At 45.4% G+C, this 22,205-nt stretch carries 21 protein-coding genes; 8 read left to right on the top strand and 13 right to left on the bottom strand.

Annotated elements, in window-relative coordinates; translation table 11 throughout:
- Window positions 1–109: 109 nt before the first annotated feature.
- From rsmH to ACTNA4_RS12440, 4 genes are all read right to left on the bottom strand, one after another.
- Entirely contained in the window at window positions 110–1,180 is a 1,071-nt protein-coding gene (gene rsmH / locus ACTNA4_RS12455) for a 16S rRNA (cytosine(1402)-N(4))-methyltransferase RsmH (protein ID WP_427820161.1), read from the bottom strand.
- A gap of 105 nt (window positions 1,181–1,285) precedes the next feature.
- Window positions 1,286–4,129 carry an NYN domain-containing protein gene (locus ACTNA4_RS12450; RefSeq protein ID WP_441030385.1) on the bottom strand — a complete coding sequence of 948 codons (2,844 nt, stop codon included), beginning with the start codon at window positions 4,127–4,129 and terminating at the stop codon, window positions 1,286–1,288.
- A 35-nt stretch (window positions 4,130–4,164) separates the two neighbouring features.
- Window positions 4,165–4,662, bottom strand: coding sequence for an N-acetyltransferase family protein (locus ACTNA4_RS12445; protein ID WP_427807931.1), 498 nt, complete (start codon window positions 4,660–4,662; stop codon window positions 4,165–4,167).
- Window positions 4,663–4,700: 38 nt separating this feature from the next.
- Window positions 4,701–4,988 (bottom strand): peptidylprolyl isomerase, encoded by a 288-nt coding sequence (locus ACTNA4_RS12440; protein WP_427820163.1) that lies wholly within the window; start codon window positions 4,986–4,988, stop codon window positions 4,701–4,703.
- A gap of 333 nt (window positions 4,989–5,321) precedes the next feature.
- Between ACTNA4_RS12440 and ACTNA4_RS12435 the strand changes: the two genes are divergently transcribed.
- A complete protein-coding gene (locus ACTNA4_RS12435; RefSeq protein ID WP_427820164.1) occupies window positions 5,322–5,804 on the top strand; it encodes a hypothetical protein in 483 nt (160 codons plus the stop codon).
- A gap of 65 nt (window positions 5,805–5,869) precedes the next feature.
- Here the strand turns inward: ACTNA4_RS12435 and ACTNA4_RS12430 are convergent, their stop codons facing one another.
- From ACTNA4_RS12430 to ACTNA4_RS12420, 3 genes are all read right to left on the bottom strand, one after another.
- Window positions 5,870–7,072, bottom strand: a complete 1,203-nt coding sequence (locus ACTNA4_RS12430; protein WP_441030381.1) for a class I SAM-dependent rRNA methyltransferase — start codon at window positions 7,070–7,072, stop codon at window positions 5,870–5,872.
- Between the two features lie 23 nt (window positions 7,073–7,095).
- Window positions 7,096–7,452 carry an arsenate reductase family protein gene (locus tag ACTNA4_RS12425; RefSeq protein WP_427808356.1) on the bottom strand — a complete coding sequence of 119 codons (357 nt, stop codon included), beginning with the start codon at window positions 7,450–7,452 and terminating at the stop codon, window positions 7,096–7,098.
- A gap of 88 nt (window positions 7,453–7,540) precedes the next feature.
- Entirely contained in the window at window positions 7,541–8,008 is a 468-nt protein-coding gene (locus ACTNA4_RS12420) for an HAD family hydrolase (protein ID WP_427808354.1), read from the bottom strand.
- 195 nt (window positions 8,009–8,203) lie between these two features.
- Here ACTNA4_RS12420 and ACTNA4_RS12415 point away from each other — a divergent pair, with 195 nt between their 5' ends.
- The 7 genes from ACTNA4_RS12415 to ACTNA4_RS12385 all read left to right on the top strand — a co-directional run bounded on the left by ACTNA4_RS12415 (window position 8,204) and on the right by ACTNA4_RS12385 (window position 16,861).
- Complete coding sequence (locus ACTNA4_RS12415) at window positions 8,204–8,692, top strand: hypothetical protein (protein ID WP_427808352.1); 489 nt, start codon at window positions 8,204–8,206, stop codon at window positions 8,690–8,692.
- Between the two features lie 273 nt (window positions 8,693–8,965).
- Window positions 8,966–9,634: a SanA/YdcF family protein gene (locus ACTNA4_RS12410; RefSeq protein ID WP_441030379.1), complete on the top strand. Its 669-nt coding sequence runs from the start codon at window positions 8,966–8,968 to the stop codon at window positions 9,632–9,634.
- Window positions 9,621–10,691 (top strand): DUF3810 domain-containing protein, encoded by a 1,071-nt coding sequence (locus ACTNA4_RS12405; RefSeq protein ID WP_441030377.1) that lies wholly within the window; start codon window positions 9,621–9,623, stop codon window positions 10,689–10,691. The genes ACTNA4_RS12410 and ACTNA4_RS12405 overlap by 14 nt, the downstream gene beginning before the upstream one ends.
- A 193-nt stretch (window positions 10,692–10,884) precedes the next feature.
- Window positions 10,885–11,799 carry an AraC family transcriptional regulator gene (locus ACTNA4_RS12400; RefSeq protein WP_441018036.1) on the top strand — a complete coding sequence of 305 codons (915 nt, stop codon included), beginning with the start codon at window positions 10,885–10,887 and terminating at the stop codon, window positions 11,797–11,799.
- Window positions 11,796–13,601 (top strand): ABC transporter ATP-binding protein, encoded by a 1,806-nt coding sequence (locus tag ACTNA4_RS12395; protein ID WP_427808344.1) that lies wholly within the window; start codon window positions 11,796–11,798, stop codon window positions 13,599–13,601. The genes ACTNA4_RS12400 and ACTNA4_RS12395 overlap by 4 nt, the downstream gene beginning before the upstream one ends.
- A gap of 8 nt (window positions 13,602–13,609) precedes the next feature.
- Window positions 13,610–15,601, top strand: a complete 1,992-nt coding sequence (locus ACTNA4_RS12390; RefSeq protein WP_441030375.1) for an ABC transporter ATP-binding protein — start codon at window positions 13,610–13,612, stop codon at window positions 15,599–15,601.
- Between the two features lie 18 nt (window positions 15,602–15,619).
- Complete coding sequence (locus ACTNA4_RS12385) at window positions 15,620–16,861, top strand: aminopeptidase P family protein (RefSeq protein ID WP_441030373.1); 1,242 nt, start codon at window positions 15,620–15,622, stop codon at window positions 16,859–16,861.
- Window positions 16,862–16,924: 63 nt separating this feature from the next.
- Here the strand turns inward: ACTNA4_RS12385 and ACTNA4_RS12380 are convergent, their stop codons facing one another.
- The 6 genes from ACTNA4_RS12380 to ACTNA4_RS12355 form a co-directional block, all read right to left on the bottom strand.
- Window positions 16,925–17,938 (bottom strand): asparaginase, encoded by a 1,014-nt coding sequence (locus ACTNA4_RS12380; RefSeq protein ID WP_427808338.1) that lies wholly within the window; start codon window positions 17,936–17,938, stop codon window positions 16,925–16,927.
- Window positions 17,939–18,041: 103 nt separating this feature from the next.
- A complete protein-coding gene (locus ACTNA4_RS12375) occupies window positions 18,042–19,121 on the bottom strand; it encodes a hypothetical protein (protein WP_441030371.1) in 1,080 nt (359 codons plus the stop codon).
- The gene (locus ACTNA4_RS12370; protein WP_441030369.1) at window positions 19,118–19,663 is read right to left on the bottom strand and encodes an RNA polymerase sigma factor; all 546 of its coding nucleotides are present in this window, start codon (window positions 19,661–19,663) and stop codon (window positions 19,118–19,120) included. The genes ACTNA4_RS12375 and ACTNA4_RS12370 overlap by 4 nt, the downstream gene beginning before the upstream one ends.
- A 112-nt stretch (window positions 19,664–19,775) precedes the next feature.
- Window positions 19,776–20,828: a hypothetical protein gene (locus ACTNA4_RS12365; RefSeq protein WP_441030367.1), complete on the bottom strand. Its 1,053-nt coding sequence runs from the start codon at window positions 20,826–20,828 to the stop codon at window positions 19,776–19,778.
- Window positions 20,825–21,388, bottom strand: coding sequence for an RNA polymerase sigma factor (locus ACTNA4_RS12360; RefSeq protein WP_441030365.1), 564 nt, complete (start codon window positions 21,386–21,388; stop codon window positions 20,825–20,827). Before ACTNA4_RS12360 ends, ACTNA4_RS12365 begins: the two co-directional genes overlap by 4 nt.
- A gap of 207 nt (window positions 21,389–21,595) precedes the next feature.
- Window positions 21,596–22,174 (bottom strand): xanthine phosphoribosyltransferase, encoded by a 579-nt coding sequence (locus tag ACTNA4_RS12355; protein WP_427820182.1) that lies wholly within the window; start codon window positions 22,172–22,174, stop codon window positions 21,596–21,598.
- Window positions 22,175–22,205: the final 31 nt, after the last annotated feature.

The raw sequence follows: 22,205 nt of genomic DNA, 5'->3' as shown, positions 1-22,205 counted from the left end.
CACCACCCCCATTCTATGTAGAATAGAGGTCAGCCACCCTATAACACGGTTGTTCCTGATAGAAGTTTATCATATTTTAGTCTGTTTTTCATTGAACTTGTAATTTAATCTACTCTCGTATTGCCCACCTCATCTTCGTGGACTTCGCACGTCCATTTCTTGCGCACTCTTCTGCGGACGGGCGGATCACTTCTTCGGAGATCTCACTGTAAAGTCCCTCTTTCTTGAATTGTTTAAATGACTTCTTCACCAGCCGATCTTCTCCGGAATGGAAGGTCAGTATTGCCACACGCCCGTTTGGTGCCAGCACTTCCGGCAGTTTTTCCAGAAATGTGTACAGTACTTCATATTCACTGTTCACATCGATTCTAAGCGCCTGGAACGTTCGCTGGCAGGATTTCTTCAATGCCTCTTTCCGCTCTGCTTCCGGAAGAAACCGGAGTGCCTGTTCAATCGCTTCTTTCAGCTGTGTGGTCGTTTCAATTTTTTTACCTCTTTTTTGCAGATTCACGACTGTTTTCGCGATTTCTTCTGCGTAAGGCTCGTCTGCATTTTCAATCAACATGCCCTGGAGTTCCTCCTGCGAGATTCCCACAAGACGCTGTGCGGCACTGATTCCTTTTTGAGGGTTCATTCTGAGATCCAGAGGGCCTTCTACTTTATAGGAAAACCCTCGATCCGGATTGTCGATCTGCATGGACGAAACGCCAAGATCGGCAAGAATAAAATCAAATTTCTTTCCTGTTTCTTTTGATACTTGATCAATATCTGCAAAATTCTGCAGCCGCACGGTCAAAATCTCTTCTCCAAATCCCTGTTTTTCCAGACGTTCTTTCGTTTTTGTCGATTCAATTGGATCCACATCCAATGCGTAAATATGTCCTTCACCTTTCAGGCACTCCAACATCGCTTTTGTGTGACCGCCATATCCAAGAGTCGCATCCAGTCCGGTCTGTCCCGGTTGAATCTGAAGGAAATCCAATATTTCTTTTACGCAAATTGAAATATGCATTCCCGCCGGGGTACTTCCTTTGCTGATGACCTTCTGAATGGTATCAGCGTATTTCTCCGGCTGATGCTCTTTGTATTTCTCTTTATATGTTTTCGGATGCGTCCCCGAATAGCGTACGCGCCGTTTATGCTGTTGTTCCTGATTGGTCAGTATCTCCTGATTTTCCATCTGCGCCTCCTATACGTTTTCCACAAATCGCATTTCACTACTTTCTATGTTTTTTCGCGAATCACCATTTTTACCTTTTCCGTAAATCGTCATTTCATCGTCTCGTTACGATTCAAACGGTGATTTCTTCTTCCCCAGGCGAACTGCCTCCATCGTTTTTGCCATTTCCTCATCCATATGGTCAAAGAGATAGTTCTTTCCGCTTTCTCTGCGGCTTTGTGCTTCTTCCCGGATCTGACGACTCACAATCTCTACTTCTTCTTTGAATTCTCTGGAGGAAATCAGGGTCCCTCCCTGTCCAAGTGTTACCACCTGCTCTACACCGTCCGACGTCACGACTGTTACATGATATTTATGGCCGATTTCATGCACGACCTTTTCGATATACTGGTCTGCGGTCTCAGCCTCTTTGGTATAAACCACATGAATATTGTGGTATTTCTGAATCTCCAGATTGAATCCTTCTACTTTATATGCGTCAAATACAAGGATAACGATACATTTCTTAAATCCCTGATAATTACAGAGAATATCCATAAGTTTTCCTCTTGCAGCCTCTATGTTCGTCTTCGCCAGATCTTTCAGATCATCCCACGCGAAAATGACATTGTATCCGTCCACAAGCAGATATTCCTGTACAGATTCTTCTTTTTTTGCTCTGTGTTTCTTTATTTCCGGCGTTGTAACCGTTTTCTGGGTGTTCGCCTGTTTTCGCTCGATTTTTCCGTAGGTACGGATAAATATTTCTTCCAGTTCTTTCGATTCACGGGCATGGCGTTCATAGCGCTCTGCTCCGGCTTTGGAAGCGGATCGCCCGGTATTCTGTGGATTTCCGGTTCTCTGGGCGCTTTGTTCGGTTCTTTCCCCTGTTCCGTCCTTTGCCGGAATCTCTCCGGGCATCCGGCTTTCTTCTCTCTCTTTTAGTATCCGCTCAAGCTGCGGCTCAAGATGCATATATTCCGGTACTTGTTCCCAGGATACGTTAAATCCTGCACCATGTGCACAAAATACAGACCCGGGTGGATTATCCAGATCCCGTTCCGGATCATAACCGGATGTTTCTATGATTTCTTCCGAATTATGGCACGGCTCATAACCTTTGAATGTACAGAAGATTTTCCCCCTGCCTTTCGTATAGCCGGTGACTTCCATCTGATAATCGCGCATGGTCGCCACCGGAGCATAGCCTGTTATAACCGTCAAATCTCCGTCTGCCTGCGGGGGCTGGAATTCGCCTGCCATTTTCTGAATATCCGTAAGGGCCCGTCCGACACATTCCGATGGGATTTCAAGGCGGAAATCATAATAAGGCTCAAGCAATACATTTTCTGCCTGCATTAGTCCCTGACGCACAGCCCGGTATGTAGACTGCCGGAAATCTCCTCCTTCTGTGTGTTTCAGATGCGCTCTCCCTGCGATCAATGTGATTTTTACGTCCGTAAGCGCCGCGCCTGTCAGTACACCTCTGTGCACTTTCTCAGTAAGATGCGTAAGTATCAGCCTCTGCCAGTTCAGGTCCAGCACATCCGTACTGCACATGGTATCCAGCGTGATTCCGCTTCCCGGCTGCCCCGGCTCCATCAGCAAATGTACCTCCGCATAGTGGCGGAGCGGTTCAAAATGTCCGACTCCTTCTACTACATTTCGTATCGTTTCTTTATAAACAATATTTCCGGTTCCAAATGTCACTTCCACGCCAAATCTGTCTTTGATCAGGCTTTGCAATATCTCCGTCTGCACCGCTCCCATCAACTGCACATGAATCTCGCCAAGTTCTTCATTCCACACGATCCGCAGCATCGGATCTTCTTCTTCTAAAAGTCTTAAGTTCCGAAGCATCGTATGGACATCGCACCCTTCCGGCAGGATCACACGATAATTCAATACCGGTTCCAGGATCGGTCCTTTTGCTTCCTGCGTGATACCAAGTCCTTCGCCCGGGCGGGTATTGCCAAGTCCGGTTACGGCACAGACCATTCCGGTGCCTGCCTCCTGTACCATTTCGTATTTTTCGCCGGAATAGATCCGGATCTGGTTCACCTTCTCCTCCCAGTGTTCCAATGACTCCGGCGCATTTTCCAGCGTATCCTTCACCTTCAGACTTCCGGAAGTGATGCGCATATGCGTCAGACGGTTCCCCTGATTGTCTCTGGATATTTTGTAAACCCTTGCCCCAAATAATTCATTTGACAGATCATCGATCGTCTTCCCGGGCGCGAGTAAAGCACGGGCAGGGCGTGTATATTCTTCCAGTCCCTCCAATAAGTCCTGCACTCCCTCTACTTTCAGTGCCGATCCGAAATAACATGGAAACACTTTACGTTCTGCGATCAGGCGGATCAGCATTTCTTTTGAGATTTCTCCATGTTCCAGATATTCTCCAAGCGCATCTTCATCACACATGGCGATATTTTCCCAGAATGTGTCCTTCTCTTCCGCCCCGTCAAATGCAATGCATCCGTCATCCAATTTCTGTTTCAATTCTTCCAGACGGGCTGCTCTGTCTGTTCCGTTCTGATCCATTTTATTGATAAATAGAAAAACTGGAATCCGGTAGCGTTTCAGCAGATTCCATAACGTGCGGGTGTGCCCCTGCACGCCGTCCGCCCCGCTGATGACAAGGATGGCGTAATCCAGCACCTGCAGCGTCCGTTCCATTTCCGCGGAAAAATCCACATGTCCCGGTGTGTCCAGAATCGTCATTTTCATCTGCTTCTTCGGCAGTTCCACCACTGCCTGCTTTGAGAAAATCGTAATGCCGCGGCTCCGTTCTAAAGAATTGGTGTCCAGAAACGCATCACCATGATCCACTCGTCCCAGTTTTCTGATATTTCCGCACAAATACAGGATGCTCTCGGAAAGCGTTGTTTTACCGGCATCTACATGGGCGAGCAGCGCTGTGCATATATGTTGTTTTGTTACTGTTGTGTTTTCTGAAGTATCAGCCATCCAAATGTCCCCTTCTATTGCTATGAATCTATTCTTTATTCACCGATCAGCACTTTTTCAAACGCAATTCTTTCGGTTCCGTCCTCCACGACAACCGTTCCTCTTCTGGAAAATCCAAGCTTTTCCAGAAGCTTTCTCATCGGGCGGTTATCTTCGTGCGTATCGATCCGAAGATGACCGCCCGCCTGCCGTACCGCCCAGTTCAGGCAAAATGTCGCCGTCCCCCGTGCTTTCCGGTCCGTGGTAATCCGATGCACAACACCATAAGGCGAATCATCCATCCACGATCCATCATAGATTTGTCTGTATGTCGGATCCTCTCCGATTCTAAAATAAAACGTGCCGACAATCTCTCCGTCTTTTGTACAGACATAGCTGTCTCCGTCTTCTATATCAAGAACGATCCATTCCTCTTTTGGATTTGAAGTCCCCCATTGATCCGGATTCCCGTTATCCCTCATGAACTGTCGGGCCTCTTCATACATCTCCATGATCTTCGGGAGATCCTCCATTGTTGATTTTCTTATTATCATTCACTCATTCTCCTGAAATTAAAAAAGCTCCAATAAAATCACATATATTTCGCTTTCAGCGCTTCCACCTTTGCCGTATAAGCCACATTCTGCTTCTGCTGCATAAGGTTCTGTCTGATTCCCGGTTCCGCCTCCGCAAATGGAACCTTGGACGCCTCATTTTTCTTCTCCACCTTAATCAAATGATAGCCGAACTGTGTCTTCACCGGTCCCACAATAATTGTGATCGCAGGGACGGTTCTTTTGCCAAAGACTGTATAACACAATCCTACGAGAGTGACAATGAATATACCTATCTGGATCAGATCCGAATATGTAACAAACAATGGCATCACCCTCCTTTCTTTCGTCTGGAGGGTGATGCCCCTTCTAAGTATGGAGGGGTAGGCCGCCTTTTATGTGTTCCCGACTATCCGTGAAGTCAGTATAGCACACCTTCATCGCGGCTGGCAAGCCAATGGGCGATGATCGTGGCAAGATGCTGGGGTCAAAAGGAACGTCCCTATTTCCCATTAAATGTCAGAATATATATAATTCAAAATTATAATAATTAGTATTTTAAGATATCATTGACAAGTAATCAGATATATGTTAATTTGAATCCAGAATTTATGTGCATTTTTGTTTGAAGTAAATTTATAAAAGAAAGGAGTATTGTTATGAGAAGGATTCATCGAAGTATCGGATTTCTAATTATTTTAATATTACTTTTCATAGTGTGTTCAACTTCCATATTTTACAATTTTTTTTATGAAGAATATAATATCAAAAAATTTGTTACGGAATGGTTTACTGATGATAAAAAAATTCAAACGAGTTATCAAAATGCCATTTTAACAGGAACATATGATTCTATTCTGGAAGATCGATTGGAAAATTATTTCACTAATTTTAAAATTTATAAATCATTCAGAAATGCTTTTGAATATATCCCTATTCGCATATTACAAAAATATGATTCTTATTATATTACAAAGGTAATTGTTACTAAAGAAAAAAATGGATATTTAGCAACCGCATTTCTCAAACTAAAAAATGGGGATATAACCGTTACTCATAAAATTGAAATGAAATTCCAAACAGATATAAATTCAAAAAAAATAAATTACTTTACTGTAATTGATGGTCAAAATATTGAATAAAAAATAAAAGGGGTTGCTATTTACAGCAGCCCCTAACTAATTCAGCATTTTTAATACTCTCAAAATCACTTCTCATCTACTACCTGGAAAATATAAAATTTCAGATAATAAGATTCATCTGCCGCCCACAGGATCGGGTGATCCGGTGCCTGTGTCCGGTATTCGATCTGGCGCAGTCTCTTATGTACATTCTTTGCCGCCTGCGCGATCGTTTGTGTAAATAATTCTGGTGTCATGAAGTGGGAGCAGGAACAGGTGGCGAAATAGCCGCCATCCCTCACCATCTTCATTGCGCGGAGATTGATCTCGCGGTATCCTTTTACTGCATTTTTCACCGAATTTCTGGATTTGGTGAATGCCGGCGGATCCAGGATGATCACATCGAACTTTTCGCCTTTTTCTTCGAGTTCCGGAAGCAGTTCGAATACATCGGCGCATTTGAATTTGACGCGGTCTTCGAGATGGTTCAGCCGTGCATTCAAACGTGCCTGTTCTACACCAAGTTCGGATGCATCCACACCGAGTACGCTGTCTGCCCCTGCAATTCCTGCATTCAATGCAAAGGAGCCCGTATGGGTGAAGCAATCCAGCACCTTCGCGCCTTTGCACAACCGTTGAATCGCTTTCCGGTTATATTTCTGGTCCAGAAAGAATCCGGTTTTCTGCCCTTCTTTGACATCGACCATGTATTTGACACCGTTTTCTGTGATTTCCACATTTGTATCGAATTCCGGGCCGATGAAGCCTTTTGCCAGTTCCATTCCTTCCTGCTTTCTTACCTTGGCGTCACTTCTCTCGTAGACGCCGCGGATCTCGATTCCATCCTCCTTCAGAACCGTTTTCAGAATATCGATGATCTCTTCTTTCATTTTGTCGATTCCAAGGGCCAGGGACTGCACGACCAGCACGTCTTCAAATTTGTCGATTACCAGTCCCGGAAGGAAATCCGCTTCTCCGAAGATCACACGGCAGCTGCCCGTATCCACCGTTTTCTTTCGGTATTCCCACGCATCGCGCACACGCATTTCGAGAAACTCATGATTGATCTCCTGCTCTTGTTTTCTTGTCATCATACGGATGCGGATTTTGGAATTCATATTGATAAATCCTCGTCCCATTCCATAGCCGTCATAATCATGAACAATCACAATGTCCCCGTTTTCAAATTCTCCGACGATAGAGGCGATCTCATTATCGAAAACCCATGCACCTCCTGATTTCAGTACTCGTCCTTCCCCTTTTTTCAATGTCACTATTGCCTGACTCATCTTGTTCCTCCCTCACCGCACATTTATCCGATCAGATCTTTCCATTCTTTTTCCCGAAATCCCGGAAATGCAAATGTGTCTCCTACGAGAATCGGTCTTTTCACCAGCATGCCGTCTGTTGCAAGCAGCTCATACTGTTCTTCTTCTGTCATCTGCGGAATCCTATCCTTAAGTCCCAGTTCTTTATATTTCATTCCACTGGTATTGAAGAATCTCTTAAGCGGAAGTCCGCTCATTTTGTGCCATTTTTTTAATTCCTCCACAGACGGATTGTTCTCTACGATATGTCGGTCTTCAAATGTTACGTTCTCAGATTCCAGCCATTTTTTTGCCTTCTGGCATGTCGTACATTTTGGATATTCTACAAATAATATGCTCATCTCTTTCTTCCTTTCAAAATAAAATATCTATTCTCATTTATCACCCGCATCCGGTGATCAATTGACTACTATAGTATGTCCCGGCATTCTATCCGCGCAGCCCTGCAATGATCCGGTTCGGATACAGGAACAGATCCAGCCCGTCCTGCATGGAGCGGACACAGATATCTGCCTCTTTAAACAGTCTTCCATACATTCCTTCTTTATCCATGATTGCAATGGAAAGCGCCGCTTCTTTCAGCATCAGTTCATCATTTCGCCCATTTCCCATCGCCGCGCAATGTTTGCTGCCGGTCGCCTTGATCAGTTCTTTTTTATATTCTCTGGCATTGCCTGTAGGAAACGTCTGTAAAATCACGGGCAGACCTTCGCACTGATCCTTCGCATTTCCATTGGTATCCGCCGTCAATATATAGATGCGGAACAGTTCTGCCAATGCAGTCAGTCTCTGCTTTACTCCCGCCGGAATGATTCCGTCCACTGCAATCGTTCCGTTAAAGTCCAGAAACAACGTATCTATATCCAATGTTTTGTATTCGGGAATTACTATTTTCATAAGCACCTCTCGTTTTCATATGTCCTGGTTTTTTTCATGTATATAATAACATAAAAATACCAGAGATAAACCGTTTTCACACAGAAAACTTTATTCCGGGCAGATTTTTTGTGATTCATATTTTTTCAGCAATCGGAAATACTACCATCGTTACAATAAACTATATTGACAAATTACGGAAAGGACATACGTATTATGAAAAAAAGCGCAATAACACAACTCTTTCTGACAATAACTCTTGTTCTGACATTCCTTGCTGCGGGATGCAAAAGCCAGACTATTTCAGACGGAACCTCTTCCGGTGCTTCCAATTCAACCGAAAATACGGCATCTGCAGGAAACTCGGAATCTTCCGACACCACAAATGAATCCCTCACTGAAAAACATGATGCCTCGCTCAGTGATCTGACTTCCCAGACATCCGGCATGATTTCCAAAATCGACAATTCTTCTCCGACAGGAACGGCCGAAGAGCATCGGACGCAATATCTGGATTTAAAAAACGAAGTGGAAAAGCTCGAAACAGAATTAGATCGTTTTGAAGATTCTCTGGAAAATGATTACCGGTCTTCAAACATTTCCAGAGCGTATTTTCTGGAAAAAGAAAGGGAAATTGAAAATCTTGAGGAACTTCTGGATGCCGCCGAAGAGAAGCTTGATTTTACGTTCGGCATGGAGTCTTAACAACGAACCTGTAAAATCGGGAAGCCCTGTTCTTATCTCCGGGTTCCCGATTTTTTTGTCAGTACCGCACAGTCTCGATAATTTTGTAACTGTTCAGAGCCAAGCGGATTTGTCAAAAAAGGGCGTTGAACAATTACATAATTTCTTAAATTTTCCTGAACCTTCCGACTTCTCATTTACACATTTTCACACGCCATATATAATGAAAATAGATAAACTTATTCAGATTTACCCTACAAAGGAGATGAGATTTTGCGTCAGGAGCCGAAAAAAATGGTAATAACAGCGTTCAGATTTCTTATTTTAATCGTGATTCTGGGCCTATGTCTGTTATTCGGAATCGATTTCTATGTGCGCAGCAGCACAAAAGACCGGATCATCTCACCAGAGGATATTTCTTCCGTTTCCGACGCAGATTGTATTCTGGTCCTTGGCGCCGGAATCCGTGCGGACGGCTCGCCATCCCCTATGCTGCAGGATCGTCTGAACACTGGAATCGAGCTTTACCAGAACAATGCCGCGCCGAAGCTTTTGATGAGCGGCGATCACGGAAGAAAAAAGTATAATGAAGTGCAGACGATGAAGGATATCGCCCTTGACCAGGGCGTTCCCTCCGAAGATGTATTCATGGATCATGCCGGTTTCTCAACATATGATAGCCTTTACCGCGCGCGGGATGTTTTCCAGGCCAGAAAGGTAATCATCGTCACCCAGAAATATCATCTTTATCGTGCCCTTTACATCGCACGTTCTCTGGGACTTGACGCATGGGGCATATCCGCCGATACCCGCAGGTACAGCGGACAGGCTTATCGGGACTTCCGTGAAATTGTGGCAAGAGATAAGGATTTCTTCGTATCTATTTTCAAACCATTACCTAAATATCTTGGCGATGTCATCCCCATCGCCGGAGACGGAGATTTGACGAATGATGAAAACTGATTCTGTCTCTTCCAACCCGAGGCGCATCTTCGCTGCCGTCATATTGGCCGCAGGCAGTTTGTGCCTTCTGTATGCCGCTCAGAATATTCCGGCTTTTGCCAACTGGTATACCGAACATATTTATTCCATTCTGGTAGAAACGATCGGGAGATTCTGGGGGATATTTCCATTTTCCGCGGTAGAATTCGGGCTTTATCTGACAATTCTTGTGTTTATACTGTCACTCATTTATGCAATCCGCAAGAAGCGTCCGGCCGCATGGGGTGCAAATGTACTTCTTTTTGCCTCGATCCTGTTCTTTACATACACCATATGCTGCGGGATCAATTACGGCCACAGTTCCTTCTCTGAGACAACAGGAATTACCACTTCTTCCTATACCGCAGAAGAACTTGCTTCCGTATGTGAGCTTCTTACGGAGCAATTGAACGAGCTTGCCCCTGAAATTTCCTGTGCCGAAGACGGTACTTCTCTTATGAGAAAGGAGATTGTTCCCCGGAATGCCAAAAAGGCTATGGAGCATATCGGCACGCTTTATGATGAACTTGATGGATATTATCCTCTTCCAAAGCGATTGACGGTTTCCGAGATACTTTCCTACCAGAACCTGTCCGGCATCTATTCGCCTTTTACAATAGAAGCAAATTATAACGATGACATGACGGAGTACAATCTTCCCTTTACCGCCTGTCATGAGCTTTCTCATTTACGGGGTTTTATGCAGGAGGAAGAAGCGAATTTCATTGCTTTTCTGGCATGCGTCAACGCGGACTCTCCTGAGTTCCAATACAGCGGCTATATGTTGGGTTGGCTTTACGCAACCAACCAGCTCTATCATGCAGATTACGAAGCCTACGAACGGATACATTCCATGCTCAACAATCAGTCACAGATTGATCTTGCGGCAAACACGCAGTTCTGGAATACATATGACGGACAGATTGCGGAAGTATCCAACCAGATCAATGACAGTTATCTGAAGGCAAATGGTCAAGATGACGGAGTCGCCAGCTATGACCGGATGGTCGATCTGATTATGGCATATTATAATGAATAGAATTTCACGGCAAAATCGATACCATCAATACAGCTAAGCCTCCGAAAAATTCCATAATCTTACCTCCTGCCTCATTCTATATTTGCTTTTTTTGTACAGTTATTTTATAATTGTATTATATTCGCAGAATCATTTTATTTCAGTCACCATTTGAGCGAAAATCATCACTATTTTAGCTATTTAAGGAGAAATTATGAAAACTTCAAGCAAATGTGATTTTCCCGTTGACCAGACTACACGCCAGGAAACCCGCCATCATGGAGACTCCAGCCTGCCGATTGGTATATATTGCCAGCACACCAGTGAATACCGACTGGGTTATGCCCCCTGGCACTGGCACAAAGAGGCAGAGCTTTATTTTGTAACAGAAGGTTCCGCACGAGTCATCACAACAGAGGGTGAGACGGTTCTCCATGAGACGGAAGGGTGTTTCATCAACTCGAACTGTCTGCATTCCATGCGCCCGCATGAATGTGACGACGTGATATACCATTCTGTCGTTTTTGACCCGTTTATCATTTCCAGCAGTATTTCCATGCTATTTGATGAAAAATATATTTACCCTCTTTTGAGGAGTAAGCAGGTCTCTTCGATCATAATCGATTCTGACTGTCCGCTTCACAGTTTTATCTACGAAAAAATCAGCCAGATCGTATTTCTTAATAAAAAGCAGACATTCGGCTACGAAATTATTCTTCGGAATTCTCTTTCGGAGATCTGGTTCCAGCTTCTGAATCTTGCAGACGAAAAAATGAAGAATCCGCCCCGCGGAGCCGGTCTGGATCAGACGCGTATCCATGCCATGCTGACCTATATTCACGAACACTATACTTCAGATCTGACCTCAGAACAGATTGCCGCAGCGGCCTCTGTCAGCGTAAGTGAATGCTGCCGCTGTTTTCAGCGCTGTCTGAAACAGTCCCCCTTCGATTATCTGATTGAATACCGCATTCGCCAGGCAGCCGGTATGCTGCTGGATACGGATAAACCTATTTCCGAGATCTGCATGGAAACCGGGTTCAACAGCACCAGTTACTTTAGCAATAAGTTTAAAAGCATTCTCGGACAATCCCCGCGCGACTACCGAAAAACGAAAGGAGTATTATGAGATCCTTTACATTCATACTTCAATACGTGAAAAAGCATAAGCTGAAATACTTTTTCGGCATCCTGACTTTGTTTGTTGTTGATTTCGCAGGTCTGTTCATTCCAAGACTGACGGGCGAAATCACCGATGGTCTGACTACCCATTCATTGGACTGGAGCAAAGTCAAATCCTATCTGATATTCATTTTTCTGACAGGTTCAATCATTGCTCTCGGCCGCTTTCTATGGCGTTATTTTCTCTTCGGTGCCTCCCGCTCGATTGAGAAAGAACTGAGAAATGATATGTTCGCCCATCTGGAAAAAATGAGTGTGGAATACTACAACGAACACAAGACCGGTGACCTGATGACGCGTTTCACCAGCGACCTGAATGCCATCCGTATGGCGATCGGCCCTGCCGTTATCTGTGTATTTGATGCATCCGTCATGACGGTCATGGTCATTTTCCAGATGATGCGTTATGTCAATATCAAGCTGACACTGATTGCGATTATTCCCATGTTCCTGATCTGTCTCGGTGATCTCTATTATGGTAAGCTCATCCATGCCCGCTACCTGCGGCGCCAGGAAGCCCTTTCTGATCTGACAGACTTTGTTCAGGAAAGTTTTTCCGGCGTCCGTGTAATCAAAGCATTCGTGCGTGAGCGCTCACAGATCCGTGACTTTGCCCGGGCTAACACAACTGCCATGAACTATAATCTGAATATGGCAAAACTCATTTCATTTGTTATGCCTCTTCTGGATGTAGTTATCGGACTTTCAAGTCTGGCGACCTTGCTTTACGGCGGTTACCTGGCGCTGATCGGAGAAATCACTCTCGGCCGGTTCGTTGCTTTCAACCAGTACATCAATATGCTGGTCTGGCCGATGATTGCCTGCGGAGACGCGGTAAATATGTTTTCCCAGGGCGCTGCTTCCATCCGGCGCGTTCAGGAAATCTTTGATGAACAGCCGGAAATTACTGACTCAGAAAATGTGGAAGAGATCGATCATATTAAAGGCGAGATCACCTTCTCTCATCTGACATTTGTCCACCGCGGCCATACGGAACCGACTTTAAAAGACATCTGTCTGCATATCCCTGCCGGCACCACACTTGCTGTCATCGGGCGGACGGGAAACGGGAAATCCACATTGGTCAATCTGCTTCTGCGGCTGTATAATACAGATCCGGGAATGATCTTGATTGACGGCAGAGATATCAATACCATCCCTCTGCATGTCCTGCGTGAAAATATTGCCTATGTCCCACAGGACAATTTTCTATTTTCAGACACACTGAAATCCAATATTGCCTTCGGCGCCCAGCGTGAAGATATGGATGCCATCATTCAGGCAACCATGTCCGCCTGCATCCATGAAAGTATTGTCACGTTTCCGGACGGATACGATACGATTGTAGGCGAACGGGGAGTCACACTTTCCGGTGGTCAGAAGCAGCGAAGTTCTATTGCCCGTGCACTTCTGAAAGATGCCCCGATTCTGATCCTCGATGATGCATTGTCCGCCGTTGATACAGATACGGAAGAACATATTCTTCAGAATCTGCGGGTTAACCGTGCCGGCAAGACCACGATCCTCATCGCGCACCGCATTTCAACGATCCAGCATGCAGATGTGATCCTGGTGCTTGACAACGGTGAAGCACGTGAGATCGGCAATCACGCAGAACTCATGAAACAGAACGGAATCTACCGTGAGATGTTCGAACAGCAGCAGCTCGAAGCGCTGCAGGGAGAGATTTCCGATTCCTTTTCGATACAAAATGATACATTTGACAGACCATTTGCCAGAAAGGAGTGAGCGACAGAATGAAGCGACTTTTATCTTATCTTAAGCCTCACAAATTTGTCATGACCGCGGCCACGGTTCTTGTTCTGTTCATTATTGTCGTGGAGCTCTACAGACCGATCATCATCGGTGATGCGATCGACAATTTTATCAATGGCTATTACCGCCCATATGTGCTGGCAAATGAAGATGACCGCGAAGTAATTACCTGGAACGGTCTGGATTTGACACGCAAAACCGACGAAGAGCTCTCTCTCCTGCCGGAAAGCACCGAATGCTACCAGATTTTCCTGTATCATGATTCCTACTACATGGCAGAAAGCATCACTCCGTCTGAATGCACCCGTCTTCGAGACGCAGATAATGAATATCTGGAAAACTATGTCCAGAACGGCGCTCCTTACCTTGGACGGGAGGAGCTGAAGGAACTACGTACTTATGACTTTGTCGGTATTCTGCGTGCTGCTCTCCTGTATTTACTCATGCTGTTGATCGGCTTTATACTGAACTACATGGATACCTGGATGCTTCAGAAAATGGGACAGAAGATCGTCTATCAGATGCGTGAAGAAGTATTTACCCATATACATAGTCTTTCACTGACCTTTTTTAATTCGACTCCTGTCGGGAAACTGGTAACAAGAGTATCGAATGATACCGAAGCCATTAACGAACTATTCTCCTCAATACTGGTAAAACTATTTAAGAATACTGTAAAGATCGTGGGATATGCAGTGGTGATGATTTCCATCGATGTCCGGATGGCTGGTCTGTCTTTTCTCCTCCTTCCGGTAGTGACATTTCTCACTTTCCTTTTCCAGATTCTTTCAAGGAAAGCTTACCAGATCACCCGCACGAAGATTACCGACCTGAACACATTCCTCTCGGAACACATTTCCGGCATGCGTCTGATACAGATTTTTGCGCGGGAAGAAGCTAAATACAAGCAGTTCAAGGGAAAATCCCAGGAATTATTTGAGGCAAACTGGCGTGAAGTCATGATTTTCGCAATTTTCCGGCCCGCCATCTATCTGACTTCCATCCTTGCCATGGTCATCGTGATCGGAGGAGGCAGCTACTGGGTGCTTCAGGGTACACTCTCGCTGGGTACACTTTTTATTTTTATCAGCTATATCAGTTCCTTCTTTGAACCAATTCAGGATCTGGCTGAGCAGTTCGGTACTCTTCAGTCCTCTCTTGCTTCCGCTGAGAAAATATTTTCAGTACTGGATGTAAAGCCTGAGATTACAAGCCCTGCCTCTCCTGTTCCGGTTCAAATCAAGGGCCGTATCGAATTCCGTCATGTGTGGTTCGCATATGAGAAAGATGACTATGTGCTCAAAGATGTCAGCTTCGTCATCGAACCCGGACAGAAGATTGCCTTTGTCGGTGCCACAGGTGCCGGGAAAAGCTCCATTCTCAATCTGATTGGACGTTATTTCGATATTCAGAAAGGAGAAATTCTGATTGATGGCGTGAACATCCGCGATATCGACACGGATGTACTTCGCAGAGCCATCGGGCAGGTGCAGCAGGATGTGTTTATTTTCACAGGAGATATCAAAAACAATATTTCTCTAAATAATGAAGAAATCTCTCTTGAACAGATTCATACAGCCGCTCAAACCGTCGGTGCAGATTCCTTTATCCAGAAACTCCCCGGCGGCTATGACGAACCGGTTACCGAGCGCGGAAGCACGCTCTCGGCCGGGCAGCGGCAGCTTCTTTCCTTTGCACGCACACTCGCTTATGATCCGACCATCCTGGTTCTGGACGAGGCGACTGCCAACATAGATACCGAGACGGAAAGCCTGATCACCAATGCGTTGGAACGCCTCATGGAAGGCCGCACTACCATCATGGTGGCCCATCGTCTCTCCACCATCCAGCATGCAGACAAGATCATCGTTATGCATCATGGAGAAATCCGCGAACAAGGCTCTCATCAGGAGCTTCTGCATAAAAACGGACTTTATCGGAAGCTTTATGATCTGCAGCTTGTTAATAACTAATATCAGGAGGACACAACAATGATTAACAAAGAATTTCATGCATCCAGAAGACAAAAATACGGCGATTTACTAAAAGATAATTCTATGGGATTTTTATTCGCTGGTGACCTCATCATGGATCGGGGGGATCTTGAATATCCCTTCACTCCGAACGCAAACTTCTACTATCTGACAGGTTTTGATCAGCCGAAGGCGATTCTTATGATAACGAAAATCCATAATCAGATCCATGAGACACTATTCATCGACCACCCGGATGAAACTGCCAGAAGATGGATGGGTGTTTTCTACACAAAAGAAAGTGTGAAGGAGACGACCGGTATTGAAAATGTGGAATATCTGGAACGTTTCGAGTCTTCCATTCCTCTGTTCCGGAGCCCCGACCGAATCCAACATGTATATGTCGATATTGCGAACTGGGGTGGCCCCAATGAAACAACACCGGCACAGGCATTTGCGAAAAGGATCCTGGACTATGACCCGACTCTTACGCTGCACAATACCTTCCATGCACTTTCTCTGATACGTCAGGTTAAGACAAAGGAAGAAATCCAGCTTCACTGGAAAGCATGTGATATCACCACAAAAGGCGTAAATAACATGTTAAAAAATCTTCGTCCCGGTATGTATGAATATGAGATAGAAGCATATTTTGATTTTATCCTGAAATCCAACCATGCACGCCATGCATTTACCACCATCGCTGCTTCCGGCAAAAATGCCTGCTGTATGCACTATGAACAAAATGACCGTCAGATGAAAGACGGGGATATGATATTGTTCGACCTGGGTGCCGAATGGGGATACTACGCTTCTGATGTAAGCCGTACTTTCCCGGTAAATGGCAAATTCACCCAGCAGCAGAAAGATCTCTACAACGTTGTTCTGAAGGGTCTGAACGCAGCTCTTGATGCCACAAAACCCGGTCAGAAAAAGAGTGAATTGCAGGAAATCAGCAAAAACGTTATGGCAGAAGAACTAATAAAACTTGGAATGATTGAAAAACCGGAAGAAATCTCCAAATACTATTTCCATGGTTCCGGTCACTATATCGGGCTTTATACCCACGATGTCGGAAATGATGACGAACTTTTGGAAGAAGATATGGTATTTACATTAGAACCGGGATTATACTTTGACGACCTGAATCTGGGGATCCGAATCGAAGATACACTGGTTGTGACCAAAGACGGTTACGAAGTAATGTCAGATGGGATTCCGAAAACAGTAGAAGAAATCGAGGCATTTATGGCAAGATAAGGGGATGACCGGGGAACGGGTACATAGACACAACTCGTGTCTATGTATTCGTCCCCGGTCACTTTAATTCGCGTTCCAGTCCACCATGCTCCCAATCTCCCCAAGCAGATTCGTCTGCATGATCCAGCGGATCTGCTCCGGATCATCAAACTGGCCAAGTGCCCACATCAGCTTCGTCACCGCAGCTTCCGAAGTCATATTTCCGGTCTCGATTGCACCGCAGTCGAGCACCTGTCTTCCTACTTCATACACTTTAAAGTCACTGCCTTCGTACATGCACTGACTGCCGACTGCGACCACCATTCCGTCTTCCACAGCTTTTCCGACTGCTTCTGTCATATTCCGCTTCCAGAACGGCAGTCCGCCGATACCAAAGGCTTCAATATACACGCCGCGGATCCCCATTTCTTTCAACTTGATAAAGATATCCGGTGAAATGCCCGGAAACAGCTTTAACAAAAAGACATCTGTACAGAATCTGTTCTGGAGAATGCAGGGTGCTCCGGTACGCTTCACTATCGACGGGTTGACCATCAGTCCGCTGCTGTTGATGCGCGCCGCGTACGGGTAATCGATGCTTTCAAATGCGTCAAAGCTCCGCGTGCGAACCTTACTTGCTCTTGTTCCCATAATGATCTTACGGTTAAATGCCACATAGACTCCCGGTGTACCGCTTGCCGCCATATGAAGTGCGGCCCTGCAGTTCTCTGTTGCATCTGCGATTGGATTCTCGATCGAGACCTGGCTTCCCGTTAAGACAACCGGAATCTCCACATTCTGCAGTGCAAAGGACAGAGCACTTGCTGTATATGCCAGTGTATCCGTGCCGTGAATGATTACGATCCCGTCATACTTTCTCCTGCGTTCATACACGCACTGCGCGATTCTGCTCCATTCCTCCGGCTGCATATTGGAACTGTCCAACATAAAAAGTTCTTCATTTTCCACATCAAAGCCATCTGTCAGCCCTGCAATCTTATTCAATATTTCATTACCGTGAAGTTCCGGCGTCAGTCCTTTTTCCCCATGGGACGAAGCCAGTGTTCCTCCGGTTCCCAGCATCAGAATTTTTTTCATGTAGTTTCCTCTCTCCTTCATTTGCCATACATTCGCAAAGTATTATAACATAGTTCTGCAAATAAGAAAAGAATGGCCTCTTTATGAATCTCTAATCAAAATTCTAATGCAAATCATATCTCTGCCCGTCTACCAGTACTGCCTCTACCTCCTCAATTTCCAACGCATTTACAAATTGAATTTTTCTCCCCGTTTCTACAATCCTTCCATCCTCACTGCTGCTTCCCGTTTTTCCCGATTCCAGCCAGTCGCTTCGCATCATCTCGTCAACTTTCATACTGATCTGCTCCCTGTTATCCAGATAAAGACAAATCGTTTTTCCATCTTTCATGACTGCAATGATCTCTGGGAAGCGCTCTTTCGTTATTACTCCTTCATCCCCGATCTCCTGAAACCAAATTCCGTCTTCGCCGATTTCGATCTGTACCAGCCTTCTCTCTCCCGAGTCCTCCTCAGCAGAAACTCTGATTTTTCCGGGATAAATAATGATTCCTTTTTTCAGTTCTGTAGTGAGTGGGATCGTCATAGTAAGTTCTGCCTGATTGGTCTGCTCCACATCTTGAAAATATGCAGTTCCGCTCTGATCAAAAAGAATTCTTCCGGTATTTACATCCGATTCCAGTGTCCATGAGAAATATTTTTTCCACCGGTTATTGTCGTTTTCCTCTCCATTCTCTGTGACAAGCTCACCTTCTGCAGACAGATTGTCCACAGGCTGAAAATATCCTCCCTTCAAGGATTCCCCGATAAACTGCGGGCAGATAGAATTTTCTGTCATTTTCTTCCAGGCTTCTACTCCTTTCGCCTGAACCGAGACCAGAAGCGTCTTTTCCTGATCCACCAACACGGCTTCTGCTCTTACCAGATAATCTTCATTCTCTGCCATAAACCATTCTGAGGTCAATTGTTCTTCTGTTGTTGTCCCGGAATTCGGATTTCCATACTGCCTGATTGCCTGAAAGGAACCTAGCGCAGCATATCCCATCCCGCCGATACTCACGCAGACCAGAAGAATGACTGCCGCCACAGCCCATCTCGGAATTATAAGGAGCCATCTGCTCCTGCAATTTTCGCTTTTCATCCCTTTTTCAGCAACCTTCCTGACGTTTTCCTCCTTCCCCAGCAGTTCATCCACATATTCCACAGGAACATTTCCCATTAAATCACTGATACTTTGTCTCATCTGCAGATCCCCCTTTCCCTGAGACGCTTTTCCATCTTTTTCCGGCCTCGCCTGAGAAGAGATTTGACCGTGTTGACACGAAGATTCATTTTAACGGCAATCGTGGTGGTATTCTCATAAAAATAATAATATCGGATCAAAATTTCCCGTTCTTTCTCCTTCATTTCGCTCAGAATTTCCCCTATGATCCTACTCTTCTCTTCTTGCTCCATCCTGTCAAACAGACTTTCCGTCTCCACCATGTCATATTCCTGCAGCGGCAGTTCTCCCCGGAATCCGCGAAATTTATTCTTCGCCCCGTTCCGGGCCGAGGCAGCAAGATAGGCACGAAGCGTTCCTTTCGTCAGATCGAGTGCGTCTGCCCGTCGCCATACACTGTAAAATGTATCGCTGACGACTTCCTGCACGTCTTCCATCGTCATATACGGAACCAGAATCTGAGAGACCACACGAATCAGAAATGCCTCATATTCTTTCATCAGCTCCTCCAGTGCCGTTTCATCTCTTTGCCGCATTCTGTCCAAAAGTAATTGTTCCTCCATCTTGTCACCTCCCCTCCGCTTTTTCTAATTCTATAGCCTAATATTAGTCAGGCGAACTCCGTTTTTCATCAGGTATACACACAAATCTGTGCATCGGGTGCAGAATTTATGATTATATTTTGATTTCTTTGCCATCCGTCGTAATACTTTCCACTTCATCCGGATTCAGCGGTTCTCCCAGAACGCCGACTCCGTAATATCCCCTGAACTTATATCCGTAAGTGCCTCTTGACGTTCCCCACGAATCTGTTTCTGTAATTTCGATCGCTCTTCCGTCTTTCAATGTAATTTTTTCGATTTTCATTGCTTCCAGCTTACCGGTCGGAACATCCCAGCTATCGAACGCGATCCTTCCCTCGATTCGAATTCCGAGCGGCGTTATTTCAACGGTTGTAAGATAACCTGCCGCCTCACCCACCTGCACCTTCTCGTGCATTTTTGCCTTTTTTGTCACTGTCCGATAATCAAATTTCCACTCCAGGTTCCAACTGCCACGGAACACCAACTCTTTTGGGGGTGCATCGTCTTTGTCTCCCATACCCAGATCATGATAATAATAGAGATTCTCGAAAGCGAGCACCACCTTACTTCTGTCAATGTTCTTTGTACCTGAGATTTCCAGCAGGAAAAACAGTTTCCCATTCTCCACCTGAGACTCCAGAACCGAGCTGCGGTCTAAAGCTCCTTGCAAATAATTTGTTGTGACTTCCAGATCAAAATCCTCCGTCATAAAATAATCTGTTTCCGGGTCAAAATCTTCCGGGACTTCGTAGTCCGTATCGATCCGGATATAAGCCGCGTTCTTATCTCCAATCGAAGATGATGCGATAAATGTAATCTCTTTTTGTTCCCCGGTGAGCAGATCCCTTCCGCTACAGGTGTCCGATTCCCCGATCAGAACGGTTCCATCCTCAAGCTGCGTGGTATCCGCATCACGAATACCCATAAAATCCAGGATTGCCCGGTCCCAGTCGTGCCGCACCGCCGCAGACACAGCCATGACACCTAGTGCCAGAACCAGCGCAGCCGCCAGAAGAACGACCACCAGCTTCTTCGGATTCATGTTCCTTCGGGTCTTTCTGTCCGCTCCACCGAATCCCGCACTTTCCATAATGAGATCCTCATCCAAATATTCCAGCAAATCCAGCATTTCTTCGCCGCTCATACGTCATACCCCTCCTTTTCCAGAAACCGTTTCATTTTACCTCTCACACGGAACAATATGGATTTGACCGTGTTTTCCGGGCAGGCAAATTCCTCCGCAATCTGTGCCACCGAATCTGCATACCAGTAACGCCGCACGAACATGTTCCGCTGCTGTGCCGGAAGGCTTCGGAGAAATTCACTGACCACTCTTCCAAACTCATTTCCGTCAACCGCCGTCTGCACGTTACTGCTTCTGTCCGGAATGCACTGCTCCAGTTCCCCGGAGAGCTCCACGATAACCGCATTCCGTTTTTGACGGTTCTTTTTCCGGCAGACATCCAGTGAAAGATGTCGGATGATCTTCGCAAGAAATGCAAAGAAATACTCCCGTGGCTCATTTGGCGGTATCCGTTCCCACGCCTGAAGGTACGTGTCATTCTCACATTCCTTCGCGGTCTCCATATCCTGCAGAAGACGATTGGACAATGCCAGAAGTCTGGATCCATATTTCTCACTGGTATGTCTGATCGCATCCGGCTCCCGTTTTAAATATAAATCGATAATCTCTCCATCCAGCATGGCTCTCCCCCCTGTCTTTTTCGACTGATTTATCATTCTGACCTTTCATTTCTAATAGCGTCATTTGCATCTCCCAGGTTGCATATGTAGTTAAAAAATTCGTGGATCTTTTTTCCGTATGCCTGACGGCAAAAAAAGATGTATCATTTTTCCAAACGATACATCTTTTTTCAGCGAGTTATCAAACATCGACCTTACAGCCGCTCCTTATTCTCTAAATACGATCTCTCCCGTTTTTTCATCCATACTCTCGACAATGGCCAGTGATTCCAGATGAATTCCCTTCGAACGGATCAGATCTCCGCCTGTCTGGAATCCCTTTTCAATCACGATACCGGCTCCGACTAAAGTTGCCCCGGAATCTTCGATCAATTGGGTCAGTCCTTCCAGCGCTTTGCCGTTTGCAAGGAAATCATCAATGACAAGTACTTTGTCTCCTTCTCCGAGAAATTCCTTTGCCACAATAATGTCATAGACCCGTCCGTGGGTAAATGATTCAACTTTCGTTGTATAGACGTCTCCTGCAATATTCTTCGTCTGTGTCTTCTTTGCAAATACGACCGGTACCTGAAATACTTCTGCCACAACACAGGCAATTCCGATACCTGATGCTTCGATCGTCAGAATTTTATTAATCTCTTCTCCTTCGAACCGACGCTTGAATTCTTTGCCGATTTCATGGAAAAGCTGTACATCCATCTGGTGATTCAGAAAGCTATCCACTTTTAAGACATTTCCCTCTTTAATTTTCCCGTCTTTCCGTATTCTGTCCTTCAATAATTTCATCTTTCCTGACCTCCGCTTGCTCCCGGTGTAT

The organism is Bariatricus sp. HCP28S3_A7, assembly GCF_052066375.1.
In the GTDB taxonomy this organism is placed as follows: domain Bacteria; phylum Bacillota; class Clostridia; order Lachnospirales; family Lachnospiraceae; genus Allocoprococcus.
Note: the sequence above shows the minus strand (reverse complement) of the source record. Positions and strands in the feature narration are given on the sequence as shown.

Coding starts and splice junctions, on each gene's coding strand:
- rsmH (WP_427820161.1), bottom strand. CDS start 1,180: ATGGAAAATCAGGAGATACTGACCAATCAGGAACAACAGCATAAACGG.
- ACTNA4_RS12380 (WP_427808338.1), bottom strand. CDS start 17,938: ATGAAAAAAATTCTGATGCTGGGAACCGGAGGAACACTGGCTTCGTCC.
- ACTNA4_RS12395 (WP_427808344.1), top strand. CDS start 11,796: ATGAGATCCTTTACATTCATACTTCAATACGTGAAAAAGCATAAGCTG.
- ACTNA4_RS12410 (WP_441030379.1), top strand. CDS start 8,966: ATGGTAATAACAGCGTTCAGATTTCTTATTTTAATCGTGATTCTGGGC.
- ACTNA4_RS12415 (WP_427808352.1), top strand. CDS start 8,204: ATGAAAAAAAGCGCAATAACACAACTCTTTCTGACAATAACTCTTGTT.
- ACTNA4_RS12425 (WP_427808356.1), bottom strand. CDS start 7,452: ATGAGCATATTATTTGTAGAATATCCAAAATGTACGACATGCCAGAAG.
- ACTNA4_RS12375 (WP_441030371.1), bottom strand. CDS start 19,121: ATGAGACAAAGTATCAGTGATTTAATGGGAAATGTTCCTGTGGAATAT.
- ACTNA4_RS12385 (WP_441030373.1), top strand. CDS start 15,620: ATGATTAACAAAGAATTTCATGCATCCAGAAGACAAAAATACGGCGAT.
- ACTNA4_RS12360 (WP_441030365.1), bottom strand. CDS start 21,388: ATGCTGGATGGAGAGATTATCGATTTATATTTAAAACGGGAGCCGGAT.
- ACTNA4_RS12435 (WP_427820164.1), top strand. CDS start 5,322: ATGAGAAGGATTCATCGAAGTATCGGATTTCTAATTATTTTAATATTA.
- ACTNA4_RS12450 (WP_441030385.1), bottom strand. CDS start 4,129: ATGGCTGATACTTCAGAAAACACAACAGTAACAAAACAACATATATGC.
- ACTNA4_RS12405 (WP_441030377.1), top strand. CDS start 9,621: ATGATGAAAACTGATTCTGTCTCTTCCAACCCGAGGCGCATCTTCGCT.
- ACTNA4_RS12420 (WP_427808354.1), bottom strand. CDS start 8,008: ATGAAAATAGTAATTCCCGAATACAAAACATTGGATATAGATACGTTG.
- ACTNA4_RS12365 (WP_441030367.1), bottom strand. CDS start 20,828: ATGAGCGGCGAAGAAATGCTGGATTTGCTGGAATATTTGGATGAGGAT.
- ACTNA4_RS12355 (WP_427820182.1), bottom strand. CDS start 22,174: ATGAAATTATTGAAGGACAGAATACGGAAAGACGGGAAAATTAAAGAG.
- ACTNA4_RS12400 (WP_441018036.1), top strand. CDS start 10,885: ATGAAAACTTCAAGCAAATGTGATTTTCCCGTTGACCAGACTACACGC.
- ACTNA4_RS12370 (WP_441030369.1), bottom strand. CDS start 19,663: ATGGAGGAACAATTACTTTTGGACAGAATGCGGCAAAGAGATGAAACG.
- ACTNA4_RS12390 (WP_441030375.1), top strand. CDS start 13,610: ATGAAGCGACTTTTATCTTATCTTAAGCCTCACAAATTTGTCATGACC.
- ACTNA4_RS12445 (WP_427807931.1), bottom strand. CDS start 4,662: ATGATAATAAGAAAATCAACAATGGAGGATCTCCCGAAGATCATGGAG.
- ACTNA4_RS12430 (WP_441030381.1), bottom strand. CDS start 7,072: ATGAGTCAGGCAATAGTGACATTGAAAAAAGGGGAAGGACGAGTACTG.